Origin of the sequence: Streptomyces shenzhenensis (assembly GCF_003688995.1) — a bacterium.
Taxonomy (GTDB): domain Bacteria; phylum Actinomycetota; class Actinomycetes; order Streptomycetales; family Streptomycetaceae; genus Streptomyces; species Streptomyces shenzhenensis_A.
The window spans coordinates 366,361-387,994 of the sequence record NZ_PENI01000005.1 but is presented as its reverse complement, the minus strand read 5'-3'; the positions used below and the strand labels follow the sequence as shown (position 1 = coordinate 387,994).

Here is a 21,634-nt window from a genome sequence, read left to right as displayed (position 1 = left end):
GCGGTGCCGGGGCGACACGGCCCGGCGCGGGGCCGCACGGGACCGCCGGACGAGGTGCTAGTCGAATGCCGGGACGCCGCTGTGACCTTCGGGCAGGGCGCGCACGCGGTGGTCGCCGTGCACGGGGCGAGTCTGACCGTCCGCCCCGGCGACCGGCTCGCGATCGTGGGGCCCTCGGGCTCGGGGAAGTCGACGTTGCTGCATCTGCTGGCCGGTCTCGAGCGGCCCACCGGCGGCACGGTGGTCCGGCCGGCGCCGGCCGGACCGCGCGACATCGGGCTGGTGTTCCAGAGCGATTCCCTGATCCCGGCCCTCGACGTCGTCGAGAACACCGCGCTTCCCCTGATCCTCGCCGATGTTCCCGAGGAGCGGGCGCGACGTGCCGCCCTGGACGCACTCGCCCTGGTGGCCGCCGACGACCTGGCCGAGCGGCTGCCGGAGGAGATCTCCGGCGGGCAGGCCCAGCGGGTCGCCGCGGCCCGGGTGCTCGCACAGGCGCCCCGGCTCGTCCTCGCCGACGAGCCCACCGGCCGCCTCGACCACGCCACCGGGAGCCGCGTCCTCGACGCGCTGCTCATGGCGGCCGACCGGACGGGCGCCGCGCTCGTCGTCACCACCCACGACCCGGCCGTCGCGGCCCGGTTCGGCACGCGCCGGACGATGCGCGACGGCCGGCTGCTCGCCGCCGAGGAGGCGTCATGATCATCTCGTGGGCGGGCGGACTCGCCCGCCACCGCACCGGACGGCTGCTCGCCGCCGCGGCCGGGATCGCCCTCGCCGTGGCCCTGATCGCCGCGCTCGGATCCTTCCTTACCGCGTCCAAGGCCACCATGACACAGCGCGCCGTACGGTCCGTCGCGGTGGACTGGCAGGTCGAGGTGCAGCCGGGCGGCGACCCCGGGGCGGTACGGAACCTGGTGCGGTCGACCGCCGGGGTACGCACCGCGCTGCCGGTGGGTCTCGTGCCCAGCAGCGGCTTCACGGCCACGGCACAGGGCACCACCCAGACCACCGGACCCGGCATGGTGCTGGGCCTGCCCGACGGCTACCGCGCCGCGTTCCCCGGCGAGCTGCGCACCCTCAGCGGCGGCGACACGGGCGTGCTGCTGGCCCAGCAGACGGCCGCCAACCTGCATGTGATGCCCGGCGACACGGTCGACATCAAGCTCCCCGGCACCGGCGGCACGCACCAGGTCCGGGTGGCCGGGGTCGTCGACCTGCCGCAGGCCGACCAGCTGTTCCAGAAGGTGGGCGCGCCCGCCCAGTCCCAGCCGACGGCGCCCCCGGACAACGTGGTGCTGCTGCCGTCCGCCGCGTTCGCCTCGCTGACCCGCACGGCCACCGGCGTCAGCACCCAGATCCATGTGGCCCGCGACGCCGCGCTGCCCTCGGACCCGGCTGCCGCGTTCACCGCGGTCACCCGGGCCGCACACCACCTGGAGGCCGGCTCCGCCGGCGGCGCGGTGGTCGGCGACAGCCTGGGGGCCGCCCTGGACTCGGCCCGGCAGGACGCGCTCTACGCGCAACTGCTGTTCCTGTTCCTCGGCGTGCCCGGTGCCGTGCTGGCCGCGGCCCTGACCGTGGCGGTCACCTCGGCGGGCGGCGAGCGGCGCCGCCAGGAGCAGGCGCTGCTGCGGCTGCGCGGGCTGCGGCCGGGCCGGATCCTCGCGCTGGCGGGCCTTGAGGCGGCGCTGGTGGGGGCCGCCGGCGGCCTGGCCGGGCTCGGCATCGCCGCGCTGACCGGCCGGTTCTCCTTCGGGACGGCCTCCTTCGGCGCCGGGGCGGGCAGCTGGGGCACCTGGTACGGCGGCGCGTTCGCGCTCGGTGCCGTGGTGGCCGCGGGCGCGGTGCTCGTCCCGGCGGTCCGCGATCTGCGGACGGTGACCGTGGCCGACACCCGGCGGGCGGGACGCGCCGCCCGCGCCCCGTGGTGGCTGCGCTGCGGCCTCGACGTCCTGCTGCTGATCGGCGCCTGGCTGATCTTCCGGGCGTCCTCCGGCAACCAGTACGCCCTGGTCCTCGCCCCGGAGGGGGTGCCGAGCATCTCCGTGTCGTACTGGGCGTTCCTGGGCCCGGCGCTGCTGTGGGCCGGGGCGGCGCTGCTGCTGTGGCGGCTGACGCTGCTGGCGCTGACGTACGGGCGTCCGGTGCTCACCCGCCTCGCCCGCCCGCTGACCGGCACGCTGGCGGGCACCACGGCGGCCATGCTGGCCCGGGGACGGCGCCCGCTGGCCCGCTCCGTGGTGCTGCTCGCGCTGGCGGCGACGTTCGCGGTGTCCACCGCGGTCTTCAACGCCACCTACCGGCAGCAGGCGGAGGTCGACGCCCGGCTGACCAACGGCGCCGACGTCACCGTCACGGAGCCGCCCGGCGCGACCGTCCCGCCCGGCGCCGCCGACTCCCTGAAGGTCGCCGGGGTGCGGCACGTCGAGCCGCTGCAGCACCGGTTCGCGTACGTCGGCTCGGACCTGCAGGACCTGTACGGGGTGCGGCCGGACACGATCGCCTCCGCGACCTCGCTGCAGGACGCCTACTTCGCCGGCGGCACGGCCCGGGAGCTGATGCGGACCCTGGCCGAGCGGCCCGACAACCTGCTGGTCAGCGCGGAGACGGTCACCGACTTCCAGCTCTCGCCCGGAGACACGGTCAATCTGCGGATCCAGGACGCGCGCACGAAGGCCCTGCGGACGGTGCCGTTCCACTACGCCGGGATCGTCAAGGAGTTCCCGACCGCGCCGAAGGACAGCTTCTTCGTCGCCAACGCCTCCTACCTCGCGCGGACGACGGGCAGCGACGCGACGGGCGCGTTCCTCGTCGACACCGGCGGCAGCGGGCAGCGGGCGGTCGCGGACCGGCTGCGGCAGCGGGTCGGCACGAGTGCCACGGTCACCGATCTGACCCAGACCCGGGGCACCATCGGTACGAGTCTGACCTCCGTCGACCTGGGCGGGCTGACCCGGATCGAGCTGGCGTTCGCGGTACTGCTGGCGGCCGGGGCGGGCGGGCTCGTGCTGGCGCTGGGGCTGGCCGAGCGGCGCCGGACGTTCGCGGTCGCCACGGTGCTGGGCGCCACCCGGCGCCGGCTGCGCGGCATGGTCCTCACCGAGGCGGCGCTGCTCGCCGTGGCCGGTCTGGCCGGCGGAACGCTGATCGGCTGGGCGCTGTCCGAGATGCTGGTGAAGGTGCTCACCGGGGTCTTCGACCCGCCGCCCGCTGCGCTCTCGGTGCCCGCCGGCTATCTGACGCTCACCGCGCTGGCCGCCGTCGCCGCGGTGTTCGCCGCCGCCGTCAACGGCGTACGGCGGGCGGGCCGGCCCGCCGTCGAGGAGCTCCGCGAACTGTGAGCGCGTGGGCCGCCTCTACGCTGGCCGGTATGCGCACCCCCGCGGCAACCCCGGATCCCCGCCCCTTCCGCATCCTCATCGTGGAGGACGACGACACGATCGGCCGCCATCTGGAGAGCGGGCTGCGGGCCAACGACTACGCGCCGACCTGGAGCCGCACCGGGTCGGGCGCGCTGGCGGAGGCCGAACGGGCGCCGTACGACGCGCTGCTGCTGGATCTGGGGCTGCCGGACATGGACGGGCTCGATGTCGCCCGCAGGGTGCGGGACCGGTTCCCCGCCCTGCGGATCATCGTCCTCACCGCCCGCACGGACGACATCGACGTGATCGCCGGACTGGAGGCCGGCGCCGACGACTATCTGGTCAAGCCGTTCAGCCTCAGCGTGCTCCTGGCCCGGCTGCGCGCGCATCTGCGCCGCCAGTACACCGCGGCGCCGCTCCACGAACCGGTCCTGCTGGACGACTTCGTGCTGGACACGGCCGCCCGGCGGTGCACCCTGGACGACGCCGAAGTCCCGCTGCGGCCCAAGGAGTTCGATCTGCTCGCGGTGCTCGCCCGGTACGCGGACACGGCCGTGTCCCGGGAGATGCTGATGGCGCGGGTGTGGGACGAGAACTGGTTCGGCTCGACGAAGACGCTCGACGTCACCATGGCGAGCCTGCGCCGCCGCCTGGCCGAGGCGGCCGAGTCCGCGCCGCGTGCGGTGCGGCTGCCCCGGATCACCACATTGCGGGGGCACGGCTACCGGCTGGAGACGGACCCGGCGTAGCGCGCCGGGGCTCAGGGCGTGGCGCCGGGGCCGTCCGGGCGGCTGCGGCGCTGGTCCACCGTCTCGTGGCTGAGCTCCTCCGTCTCGGTCTCGGACAGCCGCTCGAAGCCGTCCTCGGTGATGACCGAGACCCGGGGGAAGATCCGCCGGTTGAGGTCGGGGCCGCCGGTGGCCGAGTCGTCGTCCGCCGCGTCGTACAGCGCCTGGAGGGCCGCGAGGGCGGCCTCGCGGCGGGGCATGCCGGGCCGGAACAGCTTCTTCAGCGCGCCGCGGGCGTACGGGGAGCCGGAGCCCTCCGCGTGGAAGTCCGGCTTCTCGTAGCGCCCGCCGGCGACGTCGAAGCCGAAGATGCGGCCCCGTCGGCCCGCGGGCGCCGCCGGGTCGTAGCCGGCGAGCAGCGGGACGACCGCGAGACCCTGCATGGCCTGGCCGAGGTTCTGCCGGATCATGCCGGCCAGCCGGGTCGCCTTCGCGTTGAGGGTCATGGGGATGCCCTCCACCTTCTCGAAGTGCGCCAGCTCGACCTGATAGAGCTTCACCATGTCCAGCGCCAGCCCGACCGTGCCGGCGAAGGCTACCGCCGTGTGGTCGTCCGCGGGGTGCACCTTCTCCAGGTCGCGCTGGGCGATCAGGTTGCCCATGGTGGCCCTGCGGTCGCCGGCGATCAGCACGCCGTCGCGGTAGGCGAGGGCGAGGACCGTGGTGCCGTGCGGGAACCGGTCGGCCGCGGCCCGTACGCCGTCCGGGAAGGGGCGGCGCATGGGCAGCAGTCCGGGCCGGTGCGCGACGAGGAAGTCGGTGAAGGACGTGGTGCCGGGCGTGAAGAACTCCTCCCCCAGCCGCCCGCCGGTGTCGTCTCCTGCCATGGCACTCCCCCTCGTTCGTCCTCTTGTGGTTCTGCCGTCGCCGGCATCCGACTCCTACCTGATGCGGGCCCGCGGGAAACGCCGCGCCGCTCAGAGCGCGTTGCGCCGCATCAGCACCCCGAGCACCAGCAGGCCCGGGACCAGTGGCAGCCACACGGTCAGCAGGCGGTAGCCGAGCACGGCGGAGGCCGCCGCGGCGCCCGGGGCCCCGTTGACGGTGAGCGCGAAGGCGAGCGCGGCGTCCAGGGAGCCGATGCCGCCCGGGGTGGGCAGCAGGGCGGCGGCGCTGCTGGCGGCGAGGTAGAGCAGTGCCACCCGCAGGGGGGACAGCGGCAGTTCGACGGCCTGGGTGACGGCGATCAACACCAGGCTGTGCAGCGCGGCGAAGGCCAGCGAGCCGCCCCACAGGGCGGCGGCGCGGGGCGGTTTCGCATGCACGGCGCGGATGTCGGCGAGCACCGCCCGCAGGGCCCGCCGGCAACGGGGCCACAGCGGGGTGCGCGGCAGGACGGCCAGCAGGGCGAGCGCGGCGAGCCCGGCGGCGCACGCGACCGCGGGGACGCGCGGCAGATGCAGCAGGCCAGGGCAGGCCGCGGCGAGCGCCGCGATGAGCGCGCCGCGGGCCACGACGCCTGCGGTGGCCTTGACCGCGAGGGCGCTCGCCGCGCGGCCGGCCGGGAGCCCGCAGCGCATCAGGAAGCGGAGGTTGACGGCGCCCGCGCCGAGCCCGGCGGGCAGCACATGGTTGGCGGCGGAGGCGGCGAACTGCGCGGCCACCAGCCGGCCGCCCGGCAGCCGGCGCGGCACCGCGCCCTGCTGGGCGAGCGCCGAGGACGCCCAGGTGGCGACCGCAGCCGTGGCGCCCACCAGCAGCCAGCCCTGGTCGGCCACGGCCAGCCGTACGGCGCCCGTCTCGACGGTGGGCCAGTGGTGCCGGGCCACATAGGCGGCGACCAGCAGGAGGGCGAGACAGCAGGCGGACTGCCAGTAGGCGCGCCGCCGGCCCCTGGTGGTGGCGAGGCCCGCCGGGGCCGTCATGAGCCGGCCGCCGGGGTGACGTAGTAGAGGCGCAGTCCGCCGAAGGGCGTGGACGGCCAGGAGCGCGCGTACGCGGGTGGCCTGCCGTCCGCCGTCACGAGCGTGGCCACGGGGGTGCGGCGCGCGGTGCGTTCGATGCCGGCCCGGGTCGTGTTGGCGTTGTGGCCCGAGGTGGCGGCCGAGGAGCAGCCGGCGTAGAAGGCGATCGGGATGGCGTCGTGCCCGGTGAGCAGGCAGGGCGGACGGACGCCCAGGCGGTGCAGTTCGGCCGCGGTGCGCGCCCAGTCGCGGTGGGCGGCCGTGATGCGGGCGACGGTGTGCTCCAGGACGGTGACCTGCACCGCGAGGTGGGCGACGAGCCCGGCCGTGACCAGGCCGACGGCGAGCCGCCGCCGGGCCGTCGCGGTCACGAGGTGGACGAGCGCGCCGGCCACCGGGACGGCGAGCAGGGCGTAGGCGGGCAGCAGGAAGCGGGGCGCCGCGTATCCGATCAGGAACAGATAGGGGAAGGCGGCGGTGGCCGCGCAGGCCGCCGGCAGCAGGGCGGCGGGGGTGCGCCGGGCCCGGACGGCGACGACCAGGCCGTACAGGGCGAGCACGGGCAGCACGAACCACCACACCGTGACCAGCGGGTGCGGCATCGCTCCGGTGCACGGCCGGCACAGGGCCCGGCCGCCGAGACTGCGCAGTTGGTCGACGACGGCGAGGTGCCAGCCGAGGCCGCCCTGGATGTCCGAGCCGTCGGACAGCCGCCGCGCGAGGCCGCCGTAGCTCACGTACGCCTCGACGACCCACTCGACGGCGCCGGCCGCGAGGCCGGCCAGGAGGGCGGCGAGCGGGCGCCAGTGGCGGCGGTACAGGGCGAGGGCGAGCAGCGGCAGGGTCGTCCAGACCGCGTCGGTGGGCCGCATCCAGGCCATCAGCGCGGCGCTCGCGGCCAGGCCCCACAGCGCGGCGCGGTCGGCCCGGTCGGCGCGGGCACGCAGGAAGCAGGCGACGGCGCCGAGCGCGCCGACGGCGACCCAGTAGTTGGGCATGGCCTGCGGGCCGTAGAAGAGCGTCACCCACAGGGAGGCGAACAGGGCGCCCGCCACGGCCAGGACGCGCACCGGGAACAGTCCCCGCCAGGCGCGCAGCGCGAGGAACAGGGCGAGCCCGGACAGCACGGCGAGGTAGCTCCGCAGCAGCGGCGTGGACGAGGACCAGGAGGTCACCGGCGCGACGAGCAGGGAGATGCCGCGGGCGCGGGGCGCGCTGAAGAAGGCGGCGGGGGCGTGCCCGCTGACCTGGCTGACGTACACGGTCTCGTCCCAGCCGAGGCCCATGGCGGGCCGCACCAGGACGAGTTGGGCCAGGGTGAAGGCGGCCGCCACGGCGGCCAGGGGGCGGTCCGCGCGGAACATGCGGGCGGCGCCGGACCCGGGGCGCCGTCCGTCGCGGCGTGCCCCGGTGAGTGTGACGTTCGCGCCGCCGGCCATCATCCACCCCTCCACCCCTACATCGTGTAGGGTTTCTGACACCCTACAGGCCGTAGTACGTAGTGTGGGAGTCGACGACAAACACGAGCAAAATAACCCGCATCGGGTGGCCGCATGGCGCAGGCACGGCCATACGAAGGACGGCCCTACGCGCTGTAAGGTTGGGGGCATGGCTGGCACGGATACCCACGGCAGGGCGGAACGGCGCAGCGCCGGGGAGCTGGAGAGCGAGGTGCTGGCCGCGCTCTGGGCCACCGAACGGCCGCTGACCCCCGCCGAGATCCAGGCGGAGATCGACGGCGGGCTCGCCTACAACACGGTGCACACCATCCTCAAACGGCTGTACGACAAGGGGCTGGTGCTGCGGGACGCCGACGGGCGGCGCGGCGCCTACCGGCCGGCGAAGAACGCCGCGGAGCTGACCGCCGAGGCGATGCACGAGGCCCTGGACCGCGGTCCGGACCCGATCGCCGCCCTCCAGCAGTTCGTGACCGGGCTGAGCGCCGAGGAGGAACGGGCGCTGCGCGACCTGCTGGGCGGGGGCGCCGTATGAGGGTCGACGTCTACACGCCGCTGCTGCTGTCGCTGCTGCTGCCCGCCGTCAGCCCGGTGATCGGCCGCCGGGTGGCCCCGGCGCTGGCCGCGCGTGTGCTCACCGCCGCGGCCGTGCTCACCGCGGCGGCCACCACCTGGTCCCTGGTGCTGCTCGCCACCACGCTGCTCGGCAGCGCGCCCTCGGTGGTGGCCGAGGCCCGGGAGGACGGGCAGCGGCTGGCGGACCCCGTGCCCGCGGCCATCGGGATCGCGGCGTGCGCGGCTCTCACGGTCGTCGCCCGGCGGGTGCACCGTGCCGTGCGGACCGAACGCGCCACCCGGCGGGCCCTGCGCCGCCTGGCCGAGGGGCATCCCGCGGACACGGAGCTGATCGTCGCCGCCTCCCCCGTGCCGCAGGCGTTCGCCATCCCGGGCCGTCCCGGACGGATCCTGGTCACCTCCGCCATGCTGGGCGCGCTCGAGCCGGCCGAGCGGCGGGTGCTGCTCGCCCATGAGCGGGCCCATCTCGCGCACCGCCACGGAGCGTTGGTGACGGCGGTCACGCTGGCCACCGCGGCCGATCCGCTGCTCGCCCCGACCCGCCGGGCCGTGGCCTTCCTGGTGGAGCGCTGGGCCGACGAGCAGGCCGCGGGAGCGGTCGGGGACCGCGGGGCCACCGCGCGCGCCCTGGCCCGGGCCGCGCTCACCACGTGCCGCACCCGGCCGGCGTGCGCCCTCGGCTTCACGGACCGCGCCGTCACCCGCCGGATCGCGGCCCTGCAGACGGCCCCGCCCCCGCGCCTGTGGCCCGTCGCGCTCGCCGTCCTCGCCCTGGGCGCCCTGTCGGCCCTGTGCGCCGCCGACGCCACGAACGACATGCTGGCGCTGCTGACGAGCGTGCTCTTCTGATCACACGCCCCCGTTTCCCACCCGGAACCGGGCACGAACCCCGATCCGGAACGGGCCGAAGGCGGGCATGACGGGGGCGCCGGCCGGCCGGTCTCCCCACGCACGCCGCCGCGGCCGGGGAACCGGTGTCACCGCCGTCAGGCGTGGTGCGGGCGGCGGTGCCGCGGCTGGTCCGGGACCGGGCAGGGCCGGAACGGTGGTACGGCGGATCACCGCCCCGCCCGCCGGCGGGGCGTCGAGGTGGCGACTCGGCGCCGCGGGGGAACTCATCGGTCTTCCCCGGGTCCGCGCAGGATCAGGGCCGGTTCGCCGTGGGCGTCGCCCGCGACGGGACCGATCACCGCGGTGAACGCCTCGGTGCAGACGGTCAGGCCGTCGTCGCCGGCGGCGAAGGCGGGCGCGAACGGCCCGCCGGGGCCGTACCGGACGGCGAAGACGTGCAGCCCCTGCGGTGCGCCCGGCGCCGGACCGGCCTCGAACGCCGACGTGGTGACCAGGTGCTGCCAGCCCGCGTCGGGATCGCCGTAGCCGCGCGGGTCGGCCGCGAGGGCGAACGCCGCCTGTTCCTGGGTGAGTTCGCCGCGCGTGTCGAAGACGTCGGCGCCCCCGCCCATGGGGTGGGTCAGCCGCAGACCGCCCGCGGAGACCACCTCGCCGTGCGCGACACGGCGCACCCGGTCGCCGTCGTCCGCGGCGTACGGCAGCCCCGCCAGCAGGTAGGGCGCCCCGGCCAGCCGCTCCACGGCGACCGTCACCCACAGGCTCGTGCCGTCCGTGACGTACAGGGACCGGACGTGCCGCAGGACATGGTCGCGGTCGACGGCCGGCGTGCCGACCAGCTTGGCGGTCAGACCGGCGACGCGCGCGTCGCGCACCCGGACCCGCCCCATGGGCCGGCACAGCAGGAAACCGTCGGCGACCGGGCCGAAGCCGTGCCGGCGGTCGACCGCGGCGGGCAGGTAGTAGGTTCCCGCGGCCTCGATCAGCGACGGGGTCGTCCGGTCGTCGAACGCCACCGAGACGGTGCCCGCGCGCAGTTGGTGGCGGACAGGCCGCACGGACGGGGTGCGGTGCCAGCGCGAGGTGTCCTGGATCTGCCACACCAGCATCCAGGCGAAGTGCCCGTCGACCCCGCCGTCCGGTTGGACCGCGTGCCGCCCCCAGCGGGTGTCGCCCCGGTAGCGGCCCAGGTCGGAGCCGATACGGCCGCTGAAGTAGCGCAGGCCGAGCACCGATTCGAACCCGGAGTGCTGTTCGCTGTAGCGGGGGCCGCCGGTGTCGAAGCCGCCGCCCGGCAGGCGCGCGTCGAGGTAGCGGGCCAGCGTGTCGCCGTCCTCGGCGAAGACCGCCGCGCCGCTGATCCGGTGCGCCTGGGCGAGGAAGGACAGCGCGATGGGGCCGTAGTTGTTGTCGTAGGCGCCGCCGTGTTCCGGGGGCAGCAGCGCGCCGCGGTCGCGGACCCGGTGCGTCCTGATCCGCTCGGTGTACAGGGCGAGGGCGCGGGAACGCACCGACTCGCCCTGGGCGGGCGGCAGATGGCGGGCCAGCAGCAGACCGCCGACGACGCAGCCGATGGCCTGGTTGCCGGCGTTCTGCGGGTTGAAGAAGGTGGCCTCCGTCAGCCACCGCCAGTAGCCGTGCGCCACCTCGGTGAGCGCGGCGCGCTGGGCGTCGTCGACGAGGCCGTCGGCGAGGTCCAGGACGTCGACCGCCTGGAGCAGCGCCCATACGGTGCTCGGCCAGTCACCGATGGGGTGCGCGCCCGGCTCCAGGACGTACCGGGCGTACGGCAGCCGGGAGTTGCGGACGGTCAGATTGGGGTATCCGGGGTTGTCCTCGGTGTACACCCGCTCGCGCAGGTGGAAGGCGAGGCTGCGGCGCACGGCCGGCGGCAGCCGCGGGTCGCCGCCGCGCTGCCAGGCCAGCGCCAGCAGCGAGGTGACGCCGAGGGAGGTGTCGCCGATGTCCAGGAAGGCATCGGGGTGTTCGAGGCTGCCCTCGGGGGTGATGCGGGCCAGGGCCTGCTCGGTGACGTCGGCGAGGACGGCGTCGTACGCCTGCGCGGAGTCCGGCAGGTCGTGCAACGGGCCGCGCTGGTAAGGGAGATGCACGGGTCTCGGCCCTTCATTCCGGTGGCGGCCGGCCGGTCCGGCGGGCCGAGGAGGTCGTCGTGGGGCCAGATGAAGGTGAAGATCGCGTACTGCTGGATCAGCGTAGCCCGCGCCCGCGGACGGTTCGACCGTGCCAAGGTGAACTCCCGCCGGTCGCGGGCCGTACCGGTGTGTACGGCGGAGGGTCTGCCGGTACGACTCGTGAGGGGGCGGAGGATGGCGCGCGAACAGCGCTCGGCCCTCGCGGCCGAGACCGCCGGGGTCCCTGGGGCCCCCATCGGCGGCTCGGCCCCACCGGACCCGGGGCGCGCGAAGGCCGCGGCGGGGGCGCGGCTGCGCGCGGCGCTGCGCCGGCCGCGGCGCTGGCCGGTGCCGCTGCTCGTGGCGCTGCTGCTCGGGCAGTCGGCCGTGGCGATGGTGACCACGGCCGTGCAGCAGACGCCGACCATCGACGAGCCGGTGTACGTGGCCGCCGCCACCGACTATCTGCACGAGCACCGGCTGCTGCTCAACCCCGAACACCCGCCGCTCGGCAAGCTCGTCGTGATGGCTGGGGTGGCCGTCGCCGATCCGCACTACGACCCGTCGTACACCGGGACGCAGGGGCAGGTGGGGCGGCATCTGCTGTACGAGTCCGGCAACGAGCCGGGGCGGCTGCTGCTGTGGGCCCGGCTGCCGGTGATCGCGCTGACGGTGCTGTTCGGGCTGGTGGTGCTGGCGTTCGCGCGCGAGGTCGCCGGCCCGGCGGGCGGGCTGGTCGCGCTCGCCCTGTACGCCTTCTCGCCGGACGTCATCGCCCATGGTGCGCTGGCCACGCTCGATGTGCCGGCGGCCGGGTTCGTGCTGACGTCGGCCTGGCTGGTGTGGCGGGCGCGGCGGCGGCCCTGGCGGTATCTGCCGCTCGCCGGGGCGGCGCTCGGCGCCGCCGTGGCGACCAAGATGAGCGCGCTGCCCGCGATTCCGGTGCTGATGCTGCTGGCCGCGGTGTCGGTACGGCACGCCCGGCGTGCCGCGGGGCGAGCCGGCCGGCGCGGAACGGTGGCGGCGGGGGTGGCCGGGGCTGCGGTCGTGGCGGTGACCGCGGTCGCCGTGGTGTGGGCCGTCTATCTGGCGGTCGATCCGCGGTTGCGCCTCGCTCCCGCGGAGTCCGTGCCCGCCCTGCACGGGCTGCGCGGCCGCCTGGTCGGGCTGCTGCCGTTCCCGGAGGCGTACCGGGTGGGCGTGCGGATGCAGTTCGGCCTGGAGGACCAGCCGTGGCAGGGTTTCCTGTTCGGGCGCCGGTACACCGGCTCCCTCTGGTACTACCTGCCGGCCGCGCTGCTGGTGAAGACGCCGCTCGGGCTGCTCGCGCTGGGGGCGGCCGGGTCCGCCGCGGTCGTGGCGGTGCGCCGGCTGCGGCCCGCGGCGCCGTATCTGCTGCTGCCGCCCGCGGTGCTGCTGGCCGCGGCGATGACCGGGTCGCGGGACTTCGGCACCCGGTACGCCGTGTTCGTGCCGATGTTTCTCGCGGTCGCGGCGGCCTGTGTGCTCGCGGTGCGGTGGCGGTGGGGGCCGCTGCTGACGGGGGCGCTGGTGGCGTTCGTCGCCGTCAGTTCGCTCCGGACGTATCCCAGCTATCTGCCGTACTCCAACGAGGCGTTCGGCGGACCCGAACGGACCCGGCTGCGGCTGCACGACTCCAACGTGGACTGGGGGCAGGATCTGGGCCGGCTCGCCGACCGGCTCGCCGAGCGGTACCGGGGCGAGCGGATCTGGCTCGTCTACAAGGGCAGTGGGGTGCCCGCGTACTACGGCATCCACGCGGGCGATCCGCGCCGGGTGCCCCCGTCCGAGGTGCGCGGTGTGCTGGTCGTGTCCGGCTCGTCGGTCGCCAAGGCGCGCGGCGGGCTGGCCGAACTGATCGACAGCAGCCGCCTCGTCGACGAGGTCGGTCATTCGATCATGATTTTTCGGCGCTGAGCATCGCCCCTGGCCGCCACGGTCCGTGAGCTATGTTGAGTCTTCGTGGGAGACAAAGGAGGCACTCCGGTGCCATCGCCGCAGCAGGCGCGTGCGCAGGCGTCCGCGATCACCTCGGGCAAGACCGTGCCGGAGGCGGAGGCCGCGCCGACCTCCCAGCTCAGAGAGGTCTTCGACGGACACGGGCTGTCCCCGGGCCAGCGCCGGATCGCCCAGTACCTCATCGAGCACATCAACGAGGCCGCGTTCCTGTCGATCACCGATCTCGCCGAGCGGGTGGGCGTGAGCCAGCCGTCGGTGACCCGTTTCGCCGCCGCCGTCGGCTTCAGCGGTTACCCCGCGTTGCGGGAGCGGCTCCAGTCGATGGCGCTGGCCGCCCTGCCCGGCGGGGGTCCGGGGGCGGCCGAGGAGATGCGCAGCAATGAACTGCAGGCGGCCGTCGACGCCGAGATCGCGAATCTGGAGAACCTGCGGCGGGACTTCGCCGATCCGGACCGGGTGATCCGGGTGGGCCGCGAACTGTCCCGGTCGACCCCGCTGACCGTCCTCGGGCTGCGCATCTCCGTGTCGCTGGCCGAGTACTTCGCCTACGCCGCCCGCCGTATCCACCCCGACGTACGGCTGGTGACCCGCGGGGGGAGCGTGGCGTACGACGCGCTGCTGCAGTCGCGCGAGGCGGGCGGCACCTGGCTCCTGGCGTTCGGCATGCCGCGGCACGCGCAGGAGACCCTCACCGCGATCCGGGTCGCGCGCGGCGCCGGACTGCGGGTCGCGCTGGTGACCGATCTGGCGCTCGGGCCGCTGGCCGACGAGGCGGACGTCACCTTCGCCACCGGTACCGGCTCCCGGCTGGTCTTCGACTCCTATGCCGCGCCCGGCGTGCTGTCCGCGGCGCTGCTGCAGGCCATGACCGACGCCGATCCCGAGCGCACCCAGGCCCGCCTCGAGGAGTACGAACAGGTCGCCGAGCAGCATCAATTCTTTCTGAAGGACTGAGCCGCGGCCCTGCTGCGGCGGCCGGCCGACCGGGTCCGAACAGGACCATTCACCACAGATCCGGCATGAATGTTTTCATGTCGCTTGCCAAGACGACGGCATATATAAATACTGCATACAGACCGCACCCGGCTCACTCCGGGCGCGTTCCGCACCCCAGGACGCACCTGTCGCACCGCCCCGAGAAAGCCGGACCGCCCATGCGCACGCCGCCGCACCGCTCACCGCGCCGGCTCCCGGCATCCGGGGCCCCTCGACGAGCACCCCGAGCCGCCGTTTCCTACCCTCGTCGGCCCCCGGGGTGTTCGGCCGGGCATCGCCTGTGCGATTCGCCCGTGGCGGTCCCGGCCATCCCCTAGGCCGGGACCGCCCGAACCCGTCGCACCACCCCGCACGATGCCGCACACCCGGAAGCGATGATCATGGCCCTGACGACGACGCGCATCAGTCCGGACTGGCCCCGCCAGGTCAAGCTGCCCGGCAGCTACGACTGGGAGCGTTCCGCGGCCAAGTGGCTGCGCGAGCTGGTACCGGCCCGCTACGCCAGTTACCCGGCGCTGATCCGGCACCCGGTGCTGCTCGCCCGGCACGCGCAGATCCAGGTCCAGCACGAGATCCGGGTGGCCCGTACGGCGTTGCAGACCGCCCGGGCCGAACTGCCCCCGCTGGGCCTGCCCGAGTCGGTCATCGAGCACACGATCATGATGTACGCGGCCGAGGTCCGGCAGCTCCAGCACATCGCCCGCAGCGTCCGCGCGGTCACCGAGGCCCTGGTGGCCCAGACCACCGGCCGCTGAGTCGCGGTCCTTCGCGCCCCACCCGGCGGCGGCCGCCCGGCCGTTCGGGTGCGGTCAGCCGTCGGCCAGGCTCGTGCGGGACTCCAGGTCGCGGCGGGTGTCGTCGCCGTAGACGCCGGTCTCGTCCCCTCTGATGCCGTACCAGAGCTGGAAACGGGCCACGGCCGCGGCGAGCACCGCGTCGTAGCGGCCGTCGGTGGCGCCGTCGCGGTAGACGTCCGGGATGCGCAGCAGGCGTTGCTGGAGCGCGACGACCTCGGACCCGCTGTCGCCCTCGCGCAGAGTGCCGGCACCGTCGGGGTCCACGGCGGGAGCGCTCGCCGCCGGGGGCGCGCTCGGGGCGGACCGGGACGGCTCGGCGCTCGGGGCGGCGCTCGGGGCGGCGTCGCCACGGCCGGGCAGCAGCAGGGCGCCGCCGAAGCCGACGAGGGCGGCGGCGCCGACCACGGCCGCGACGGCGGCCCGGCGCAGCCCGCGACCGGTGTGGGCGCCGGGCACCCGCAGCGGCGGCAGCTCCTGCGTCTCCTCCTCGGCCCGGTCCGCGCGCTGCTCCGGCGTGATGGACTCGTACCCCTCGGCGTCCTGCCGTATCTCCCGCATCAGTTCGGCGAGGGCATCGAAGCGCCGGGGCCGCAGCACCCGGACGGGCTCCAGGACCGGGCCGCGCTGCGGCTCCTCACTGGGGTCCGGCGGTGTCGACACGCTGCTCTCCTTCCGCACTCCCCGGGAGGCGATCCCCGGGAAGTGATACGGCTGCGCCGGCCCTCCGGTTCAACCCGGCACACGACGGACACGGGCCGGCCGAGAGCACTCAGTTCCCCGATGCCCGTGCACTGAGTGCCACACGGCCCCCGACGAGTGCTACGTTCGCGTCCATGAGCACCAGCAGCGCGCCGCCCTCCGCGAAGCCGCCGATGCGGGACGCCCTGGTCGCGGCGGCCTTCCGGCTGTTCCTGGAACGCGGCTACGAACAGACCACCGTCGACGACATCGTGGCGCTCGCGGGGGTCGGACGGCGTTCGTTCTTCCGCTACTTCCCCTCCAAGGAGGACGTGGTCTTCCCCGACCACGAGAGCTGCCTGGCCGAGATGACGGCCTTCCTCGCCGAGGGCCGCGAGGAGCACGAGCCGGTGCGGCGGGTGTGCGACGCGGCCCGGCTGGTGCTGCGGATGTACGCCGAGAACCCGACGTTCTCCGTGCAGCGTTACCGGCTCACCAAGGAGGTGCCGGGGCTGCGCGCGTACGAGCTGTCGGTGGTGTGGCGCTACGAGCGCGCGCTGGCCGGATATCTGCGCCGCCGTTTCGCCGGGGAGCCGGACGGGACGCTGCGGGCCGACGTCGTCGCCGCCGCGGTCGTCGCGGCGCACAACAACGCCCTGCGCTCCTGGCTGCGTTCGGACGGCCGGGGCGACCCGGGCACCGCCGTCGACCATGCGCTGGACCATGTGCAGTCCGCCTTCGGCCGCCCGCGGACGGACCGTGGCGCACCACAACTCCCGCGCGCCGAGGGCCCCGAGGACGTGGTCGTCCTCGTCTCCCGGCGCGACGCCCCGCTGTGGCGGGTGGTGCAGCAACTGGAGTCGGCGCTGGGCCGCGGCTGACGGTCGAAAATCGGGGTACCGAGTACCTTTACCACTGACACTGAGTGCCATACCCTGTCGGCGTGCGCGGTGGCACGGCGTACCGCGCACCAGCGTGCCCGGTCGGTGCCGGGCACGCGGGATTCCGGCCGAGTGCAGGGAGTTGACCAGCGTGTACCACGACTCAGGAAACGCGGCTCGTGCGGTGGCCGGCACCACGACGGGCGTCCTCGACCCCAGGCCCGCGGGCTCCGGCGACGCCCTTCTCTTCCAGCGCTGCACCTGGTGCGGCACCGCCATGTACCAGCGACTGCTGTGCCCGGTGTGCCAGGGCAGCGACCTGCGTACGGAGCGCAGCGAGGGCATCGGCACGGTCCGCCACTCCTCGGTGGTGCACCGCAACTCGCCCGCCGCGCGCAATGTGTCCCTGATCGAGATGGCCGAGGGCTTCGTCCTGCGCGGCCGGGTCATGGGCCCGCCGGTGGGCGTGCACAGCGGCGACCGGGTCCGGCTGTCCACGGCCAAGGACCCGGTACGCGGCGAACCGCTCTTCCAACTGCTCGACGAGCCGTACCGAGCCTGGACCTGACACCCGCTCCCCCCTGGAGAAACCACATGACCGTGGCGGACGGGCGGGCGACGCGCTGTGCGGGTGTCGGCCGGTGCTTTCGTGACGTCGGCTCAGGGGGTGAGCGTCAGCCGGATGCCGACGGTTCCCTGCGCGCCGCGCCGCAGCCGGCTGCCGAGCAGGGTGAGCCGGCCGAGGACGCCGTACTTGCGGGCGATGAGGCCGCGGTAGCGGGCGGTGGTGGCCGCGTCGACGACCTCGGCGGTGGCCGGGACCTGCTCACCGGTCGGCCTGCCGCGCACGTCGCAGGGTCCGACGAGGACGTCGGCGCGGCGCCGGATCCGCTTCACCTTCCAGGAGTCGGCGACCGTCCAGACGCCCAGCGCGTCCCCGTCCCGCACCACCCAGACCGGTGTGCCGACGGGGCTGCCGTCCCTGCGGTAGCTGGTGACGAGCAGATACGCGCCCGCACCGAGCCGGTCCAACGACGAGTCGGTCATGCCGGGCAGTCTAGGACGGTCATGCAGGTTGCCGGGCCCGGACACGAGATCGCCGGTCGTCCGCGCCGCCCGCTGGGCGAGGGGCCCTCGACTCCGCTGCGGTGACCGGAGGTTGTCGGCACCCGGTCGTGGTCGCGGTGAACGCCGGTGTGCCGGGCCACGTATGGAGCAGCGGGCGCTCGACGACCGGAGGGCCCCGCGGTGTCGGCACCGCGCGTTCGGGGTTCGGGAGCCATGCATGAGGCACGCACGACGACGGTTCGTCCGGCGGACGGCACAGCTGGCGGCGGTCGGCGGACTCCTCCTGGGAGGCGTGATGGTCACGCGGGCCGTGGCCGGCGAGCCGCCCGGCGAGCCCGCCGTCCCGTTCAGCGCGGCGCGCGACGCCGCCGGCACCGGCACCGGCCTGGTGGCGCGGCTCGGCACCGCCCGTACGGCGGGGAGCTGGCTCGGTGCCGACGGCCGTCCGGTCGTGGCGGTGACCGACGAGGGGGCCGCGCGGACGGTGCGCCGGGCCGGGGCCGCGGCGAAGGTCGTGCGGCACAGCATGAACGAGCTCAAGTCGGCCACCGCGGAGCTGCGTTCGGCACCCCGGGTGGCGGGGACCGCATGGACCCTGGACTACCGCACCAACCAGGTCGTGGTGCAGGCCGACGAGACCGTCTCCGCCGGCGACTGGTCCCGGCTGTCCCAGGTGGCCGCGGACATCGGCGGCTTCGTCCGCATGGAACGCGCGTCGGGCAGGTTCACCACGCGCCTGAACGGGGCGCAGCCGATCCTGTCCACCGGCGGGCGCTGCTCGGCGGGGTTCAACGTCACCGACGGACAGCGGGACTTCATCCTGACGGCCGGGCACTGCGGGCCCGAGGACACCATCTGGTTCGCGGACGGCCGGGGCGGCCGGCAACTGGGCACGACGATCGACACCGCGTTCCCGGGCAGCGACTTCTCGCTCATCTCGTACGCGTCCGGCCGGGCCGGCGACGGGGCCGACGTGGTGGCCGTCGGCGACGGCAAGGGCGTACGGATCACCGGTGCCGCCGATCCCGCGGTCGGGCAACGGGTGTTCCGCAGCGGCAGCACCAGCGGCCTGCGCGACGGCCAGGTGACCGGGCTCGACGCGACCGTCAACTATCCCGAGGGCACCGTGACCGGCCTGGTGCGCACCGATGTGTGCGCAGAGCCGGGCGACAGCGGCGGCCCGCTGTTCTCCGAGGGGGTCGCGCTGGGCGTGACCTCCGGCGGCAGCGGCGACTGCGCCACGGGCGGCACCACGTTCTTCCAGCCGGTGACCAAGGCGCTGGCCGCGCTCGATGTGCGGCTGATCGTCGCGGCGCCGGACGCCGGTGCCGGCCAGGGCGCCACCCCCGCGCCGTCCGCCTCGGCCACGCAGGGCGCGCTCGCCCCCAGCGCGGCCTCGCCCGGCTCCTCGGCTCCGGTCACCGGCGCCGCGCAGGACACGAGTGCGCTGTCCCGGCTCACGGACAGCCGGGCCGTCGGGCCCGGCCTGCTGGTGATCGCGGGCAGTCTGATCGCACTCGTCGCCACCCGTTACATCCGGGCGGAACAGGACCGCAAGGCGTACCAGCGGCACTACTCGGCCACTTGGGGTTGATCCTGCCCCGGAGGCAACTACTCTTGGTGACGACTCAGGCACCGGTCACCCGGACCTTTCGGGCCCCCCACGATCGGGCGATCTATGCAAAAATCGCACCTAAAAGTCTCCAAGGGGAGATGATTCGTGAACAGCCCCAGCAACCAGCCCGGTTACGGGAACCCACAGCTCGACCGCGGTGGCCAGGCCGAGGCCTTCGACGCCATCGGCGACCGGTACGACGACGCCTTCCCGCACAAGGAGGGCCAGGTCGCCGCCGCCGAGTGGCTGGTCGAGTCGCTGCCGCCCGGCGCCCGCGTGCTGGACCTGGGATGCGGCACCGGACTGCCCACCGCCCGCCGCCTGGCGGACGCGGGGTTCCAGGTCGTCGGCGTCGATCTGTCGCACGCGATGGTCGAGCTGGCCCGGGCGAATGTGCCCGAGGCCGAGTTCCACCAGCTGGACATCGCCGACCTGCGCCCCGGCGGCCCCCGCGACCTGGGCCGGTTCGACGCGATCACGGCGTTCTTCGCGCTGCTCATGCTGCCGCGCGCGGAGATCCCCCTCGCGCTGGAGAGCGTCCGCCGGCTGCTGGCCCCCGAGGGCGTGTTCGCCCTGTCGATGGTCGAGGCCGACGTCGACGATTTCGCGATCCCGTTCCTCGGCAGCACCGTCCGGGTCTCCGGCTATCTGCGGGACGAGCTGCGCGAGGTGGTCGACACGGCGGGCTTCGACATCGTCGGCGAGTCCCTCTACTCGTACGCGCCGGCCTCCGCCGACGTACAGCCCGAGGAGCAGATCTTCCTGCGCTGCAGACGGAAGCCCGAGCGGTGACGAAGGGCCTCGGGGCCGACCGCAGTCCCCTGCGGCCCGGCCGGAGCGACCGGCAGGCGCAGCCCGGAGGACAGACCGACCGGCTGCGCTTCCTCGACGAGGCGACCGGGCGGATCTCCCGCGGCCTGGAACTCGACGCGACGGTGTACGAGCTGTGCCAGGCGGCCGTCCCCGCGTTCGCCGACCACGTCCTCGTCCATCTGAGCGATCCGCTGCCGTTCGGCGAGGACCTGCCCGCCACGCTCCCCGTGCTGCGGCTGTACGGCACCGAGCGGACGCCCCCGCGGCCTCCTGGCGTCCCGGCCCCGCCCGCGTCGGGTCCGGTCACCCCGTCGGCGGTGGCCGTCCGGCTCGCCGGGCTGCTCGACGGCGGCGGGCCGGTGTTCGGGGACGCTCCCGACGTCGCCTCCGTGGTGGGCGCGCTGCTGGCGACGGGGGACGCGTCCGGGCCCGTGCCGTCCGGCCGGCGGCTGCTCGTCGCCCCGCTCCGCGGCGGCGGCCGGTTCCTGGGCAGCGTCGTCCTGGTCCGCGCCACCGGCCGGCCGCCGTTCACCGACGACGACCTGCCCGTCGCCTCCCAGCTCGCCACGTACACCGCCCTCGGCGTGCACCGGGCGGTGCTGTACCGCCGCGAGGCGTCCTTCGCCGACGCGCTGCAGCGCACGATGCTGCCGCCGTCGCTGCCCGCGCCGCCCGGAGTCCGGCTGGCCAGCCGCTATCTGCCCGCGTCCCGTACCTCCCGGGTCGGCGGCGACTGGTACGACGCGATCCCGCTGCCCGGCAACCGCGTCGCGCTGGTCATCGGCGATGTGATGGGACACTCCCTGACCTCGGCCGCCATCATGGGGCAGCTGCGCACCGTCGCACAGACCCTGGCCCGGCTCGACCTGCCTCCGGACGAGGTGCTGCACCACCTCGACGAACAGGCCGAGCGGCTCGGCGGGCGGCACATCGCGACCTGCCTCTACGCCGTGTACGACCCGGTGCGCCACCGGCTGCTGGTGGCCAACGCGGGGCACCCGCCCCCGCTGCTGCTGCGCCCCGACGGCCGGGCGGAGATCGTCCGGGTGCCGCCCGGGGCGCCGATCGGCGTGGGCACCGGGGGTTTCGAGACCACGGAGCTGACCGCGCCCGCCGGCGCCACCCTGCTGCTCTACACCGACGGCCTCGTGGAATCCCGCGACTCGGACGTGCTGACGGGGGTGGAGCGGCTGCAGGACCGGCTGCGCGCCGCGGCCGCCGGGCCCGCCGGAGCGGCGCCCCCGGCGCTGGAGGCGCTGTGCGAGGAGGCGCTCGGCATCCTGGGGTCGCGGGACCGGGACGACGACATCGCGCTGCTCGCCGCCCGGTTCGTGGGCCTCGATCCGGAGACCGTCGCCTCCTGGTATCTCGCGCCGCATCCGCGCGCCGCCGGGCAGGCCCGCAGGCTCGCCCGGCGCACGCTGCACCGCTGGGGTCTGGACGCGCTGGACGAGGAGACGGAGCTGCTGGTCGGCGAGGTGGTGGGGAACGCCGTGCGGTTCGCCGACGGGCCGATCACGCTGCGGCTGCTGCGCACGGACGTGCTGCGCTGCGAGGTCGGCGACGACTCACCGCTGGTGCCGAGGCTGCGGCACGCCCAGCCGAGCGACGAGGGCGGCCGGGGCCTGTTCCTGGTCGACCAGCTGGCGCTGCGCTGGGGAGCGACCCGGCTGAGCACGGGCAAGGTGGTCTGGTTCGAGCAGTCGCTGCCCGAGCCGGGAACGGTCCGCTGACC

The 21,634-nt window shown here is 75.1% G+C and carries 19 protein-coding genes; 13 read left to right on the top strand and 6 right to left on the bottom strand.

The window, feature by feature from the left end; translation table 11 throughout:
- The first annotated feature begins 81 nt into the window (after positions 1-81).
- From CTZ28_RS11475 to CTZ28_RS11465, 3 genes are read left to right on the top strand one after another with little or no spacing between them, the layout of a single operon-like run.
- Positions 82-702 carry an ABC transporter ATP-binding protein gene (locus CTZ28_RS11475; protein ID WP_259471546.1) on the top strand — a complete coding sequence of 207 codons (621 nt, stop codon included), beginning with the start codon at positions 82-84 and terminating at the stop codon, positions 700-702.
- Positions 699-3,344: an FtsX-like permease family protein gene (locus tag CTZ28_RS11470; protein ID WP_121889193.1), complete on the top strand. Its 2,646-nt coding sequence runs from the start codon at positions 699-701 to the stop codon at positions 3,342-3,344. Before CTZ28_RS11475 ends, CTZ28_RS11470 begins: the two co-directional genes overlap by 4 nt.
- 29 nt (positions 3,345-3,373) lie before the next feature.
- The gene (locus CTZ28_RS11465; protein ID WP_121889258.1) at positions 3,374-4,114 is read left to right on the top strand and encodes a response regulator transcription factor; all 741 of its coding nucleotides are present in this window, start codon (positions 3,374-3,376) and stop codon (positions 4,112-4,114) included.
- An 11-nt stretch (positions 4,115-4,125) separates the two neighbouring features.
- Here CTZ28_RS11465 and prcB read toward each other — a convergent pair whose 3' ends face one another.
- The 3 genes from prcB to CTZ28_RS11450 all read right to left on the bottom strand — a co-directional run bounded on the left by prcB (position 4,126) and on the right by CTZ28_RS11450 (position 7,496).
- Positions 4,126-4,980 carry a proteasome subunit beta gene (gene prcB / locus CTZ28_RS11460; RefSeq protein ID WP_121889192.1) on the bottom strand — a complete coding sequence of 285 codons (855 nt, stop codon included), beginning with the start codon at positions 4,978-4,980 and terminating at the stop codon, positions 4,126-4,128.
- A 90-nt stretch (positions 4,981-5,070) separates the two neighbouring features.
- Complete coding sequence (locus tag CTZ28_RS11455; protein ID WP_121889191.1) at positions 5,071-6,018, bottom strand: lysylphosphatidylglycerol synthase domain-containing protein; 948 nt, start codon at positions 6,016-6,018, stop codon at positions 5,071-5,073.
- Positions 6,015-7,496: a hypothetical protein gene (locus tag CTZ28_RS11450; RefSeq protein ID WP_121889257.1), complete on the bottom strand. Its 1,482-nt coding sequence runs from the start codon at positions 7,494-7,496 to the stop codon at positions 6,015-6,017. The genes CTZ28_RS11455 and CTZ28_RS11450 overlap by 4 nt, the downstream gene beginning before the upstream one ends.
- Positions 7,497-7,665: 169 nt before the next feature.
- Here CTZ28_RS11450 and CTZ28_RS11445 point away from each other — a divergent pair, with 169 nt between their 5' ends.
- Both CTZ28_RS11445 and CTZ28_RS11440 read left to right on the top strand, forming a co-directional pair.
- Positions 7,666-8,049 (top strand): BlaI/MecI/CopY family transcriptional regulator, encoded by a 384-nt coding sequence (locus CTZ28_RS11445; RefSeq protein ID WP_121889190.1) that lies wholly within the window; start codon positions 7,666-7,668, stop codon positions 8,047-8,049.
- The gene (locus tag CTZ28_RS11440; RefSeq protein WP_121889189.1) at positions 8,046-8,939 is read left to right on the top strand and encodes a M56 family metallopeptidase; all 894 of its coding nucleotides are present in this window, start codon (positions 8,046-8,048) and stop codon (positions 8,937-8,939) included. Before CTZ28_RS11445 ends, CTZ28_RS11440 begins: the two co-directional genes overlap by 4 nt.
- A gap of 266 nt (positions 8,940-9,205) precedes the next feature.
- Here the strand turns inward: CTZ28_RS11440 and CTZ28_RS11435 are convergent, their stop codons facing one another.
- Positions 9,206-11,050, bottom strand: a complete 1,845-nt coding sequence (locus tag CTZ28_RS11435) for a hypothetical protein (RefSeq protein ID WP_121889188.1) — start codon at positions 11,048-11,050, stop codon at positions 9,206-9,208.
- Positions 11,051-11,266: 216 nt separating this feature from the next.
- Between CTZ28_RS11435 and CTZ28_RS11430 the strand changes: the two genes are divergently transcribed.
- The 3 genes from CTZ28_RS11430 (at position 11,267) to CTZ28_RS11420 (ending at position 14,802) form a co-directional block, all read left to right on the top strand.
- The gene (locus tag CTZ28_RS11430) at positions 11,267-13,009 is read left to right on the top strand and encodes an ArnT family glycosyltransferase (RefSeq protein ID WP_121889256.1); all 1,743 of its coding nucleotides are present in this window, start codon (positions 11,267-11,269) and stop codon (positions 13,007-13,009) included.
- Between the two features lie 69 nt (positions 13,010-13,078).
- Positions 13,079-14,005: a MurR/RpiR family transcriptional regulator gene (locus CTZ28_RS11425; protein ID WP_183154345.1), complete on the top strand. Its 927-nt coding sequence runs from the start codon at positions 13,079-13,081 to the stop codon at positions 14,003-14,005.
- A 416-nt stretch (positions 14,006-14,421) separates the two neighbouring features.
- On the top strand, positions 14,422-14,802 hold the full coding sequence (locus CTZ28_RS11420; RefSeq protein ID WP_183154344.1) for a hypothetical protein: 381 nt from the start codon (positions 14,422-14,424) through the stop codon (positions 14,800-14,802).
- Between the two features lie 54 nt (positions 14,803-14,856).
- On the opposite strand, the gene CTZ28_RS11415 is transcribed toward CTZ28_RS11420, so the two are convergent.
- The gene (locus CTZ28_RS11415) at positions 14,857-15,504 is read right to left on the bottom strand and encodes a peptidoglycan-binding domain-containing protein (RefSeq protein ID WP_121889186.1); all 648 of its coding nucleotides are present in this window, start codon (positions 15,502-15,504) and stop codon (positions 14,857-14,859) included.
- 173 nt (positions 15,505-15,677) lie between these two features.
- On the opposite strand from CTZ28_RS11415, the gene CTZ28_RS11410 reads away from it, so the two are divergent.
- Positions 15,678-16,403, top strand: coding sequence for a TetR family transcriptional regulator (locus CTZ28_RS11410; RefSeq protein ID WP_121889185.1), 726 nt, complete (start codon positions 15,678-15,680; stop codon positions 16,401-16,403).
- Positions 16,404-16,554: 151 nt separating this feature from the next.
- A complete protein-coding gene (locus CTZ28_RS11405) occupies positions 16,555-16,971 on the top strand; it encodes a Zn-ribbon domain-containing OB-fold protein (protein ID WP_121889184.1) in 417 nt (138 codons plus the stop codon).
- A 92-nt stretch (positions 16,972-17,063) separates the two neighbouring features.
- Here CTZ28_RS11405 and CTZ28_RS11400 read toward each other — a convergent pair whose 3' ends face one another.
- Complete coding sequence (locus CTZ28_RS11400; RefSeq protein ID WP_121889183.1) at positions 17,064-17,450, bottom strand: PPOX class F420-dependent oxidoreductase; 387 nt, start codon at positions 17,448-17,450, stop codon at positions 17,064-17,066.
- A gap of 238 nt (positions 17,451-17,688) precedes the next feature.
- On the opposite strand from CTZ28_RS11400, the gene CTZ28_RS11395 reads away from it, so the two are divergent.
- From CTZ28_RS11395 to CTZ28_RS11385, 3 genes are all read left to right on the top strand, one after another.
- Positions 17,689-19,065, top strand: coding sequence for a S1 family peptidase (locus CTZ28_RS11395; RefSeq protein WP_121889182.1), 1,377 nt, complete (start codon positions 17,689-17,691; stop codon positions 19,063-19,065).
- 126 nt (positions 19,066-19,191) lie between these two features.
- Positions 19,192-19,878, top strand: a complete 687-nt coding sequence (locus CTZ28_RS11390; RefSeq protein WP_121889181.1) for a class I SAM-dependent DNA methyltransferase — start codon at positions 19,192-19,194, stop codon at positions 19,876-19,878.
- A complete protein-coding gene (locus tag CTZ28_RS11385) occupies positions 19,875-21,632 on the top strand; it encodes an ATP-binding SpoIIE family protein phosphatase (RefSeq protein ID WP_398655721.1) in 1,758 nt (585 codons plus the stop codon). Before CTZ28_RS11390 ends, CTZ28_RS11385 begins: the two co-directional genes overlap by 4 nt.
- Positions 21,633-21,634: the final 2 nt, after the last annotated feature.

Excerpts from the sequence above, each read along its gene's own strand:
- CTZ28_RS11445 (WP_121889190.1), top strand. The coding sequence starts at position 7,666 with ATGGCTGGCACGGATACCCACGGCAGGGCGGAACGGCGCAGCGCCGGG.
- CTZ28_RS11430 (WP_121889256.1), top strand. The coding sequence starts at position 11,267 with ATGGCGCGCGAACAGCGCTCGGCCCTCGCGGCCGAGACCGCCGGGGTC.
- prcB (WP_121889192.1), bottom strand. The coding sequence starts at position 4,980 with ATGGCAGGAGACGACACCGGCGGGCGGCTGGGGGAGGAGTTCTTCACG.
- CTZ28_RS11400 (WP_121889183.1), bottom strand. The coding sequence starts at position 17,450 with ATGACCGACTCGTCGTTGGACCGGCTCGGTGCGGGCGCGTATCTGCTC.
- CTZ28_RS11450 (WP_121889257.1), bottom strand. The coding sequence starts at position 7,496 with ATGGCCGGCGGCGCGAACGTCACACTCACCGGGGCACGCCGCGACGGA.
- CTZ28_RS11410 (WP_121889185.1), top strand. The coding sequence starts at position 15,678 with ATGAGCACCAGCAGCGCGCCGCCCTCCGCGAAGCCGCCGATGCGGGAC.
- CTZ28_RS11470 (WP_121889193.1), top strand. The coding sequence starts at position 699 with ATGATCATCTCGTGGGCGGGCGGACTCGCCCGCCACCGCACCGGACGG.
- CTZ28_RS11465 (WP_121889258.1), top strand. The coding sequence starts at position 3,374 with ATGCGCACCCCCGCGGCAACCCCGGATCCCCGCCCCTTCCGCATCCTC.
- CTZ28_RS11420 (WP_183154344.1), top strand. The coding sequence starts at position 14,422 with ATGATCATGGCCCTGACGACGACGCGCATCAGTCCGGACTGGCCCCGC.
- CTZ28_RS11455 (WP_121889191.1), bottom strand. The coding sequence starts at position 6,018 with ATGACGGCCCCGGCGGGCCTCGCCACCACCAGGGGCCGGCGGCGCGCC.
- CTZ28_RS11395 (WP_121889182.1), top strand. The coding sequence starts at position 17,689 with ATGAGGCACGCACGACGACGGTTCGTCCGGCGGACGGCACAGCTGGCG.
- CTZ28_RS11440 (WP_121889189.1), top strand. The coding sequence starts at position 8,046 with ATGAGGGTCGACGTCTACACGCCGCTGCTGCTGTCGCTGCTGCTGCCC.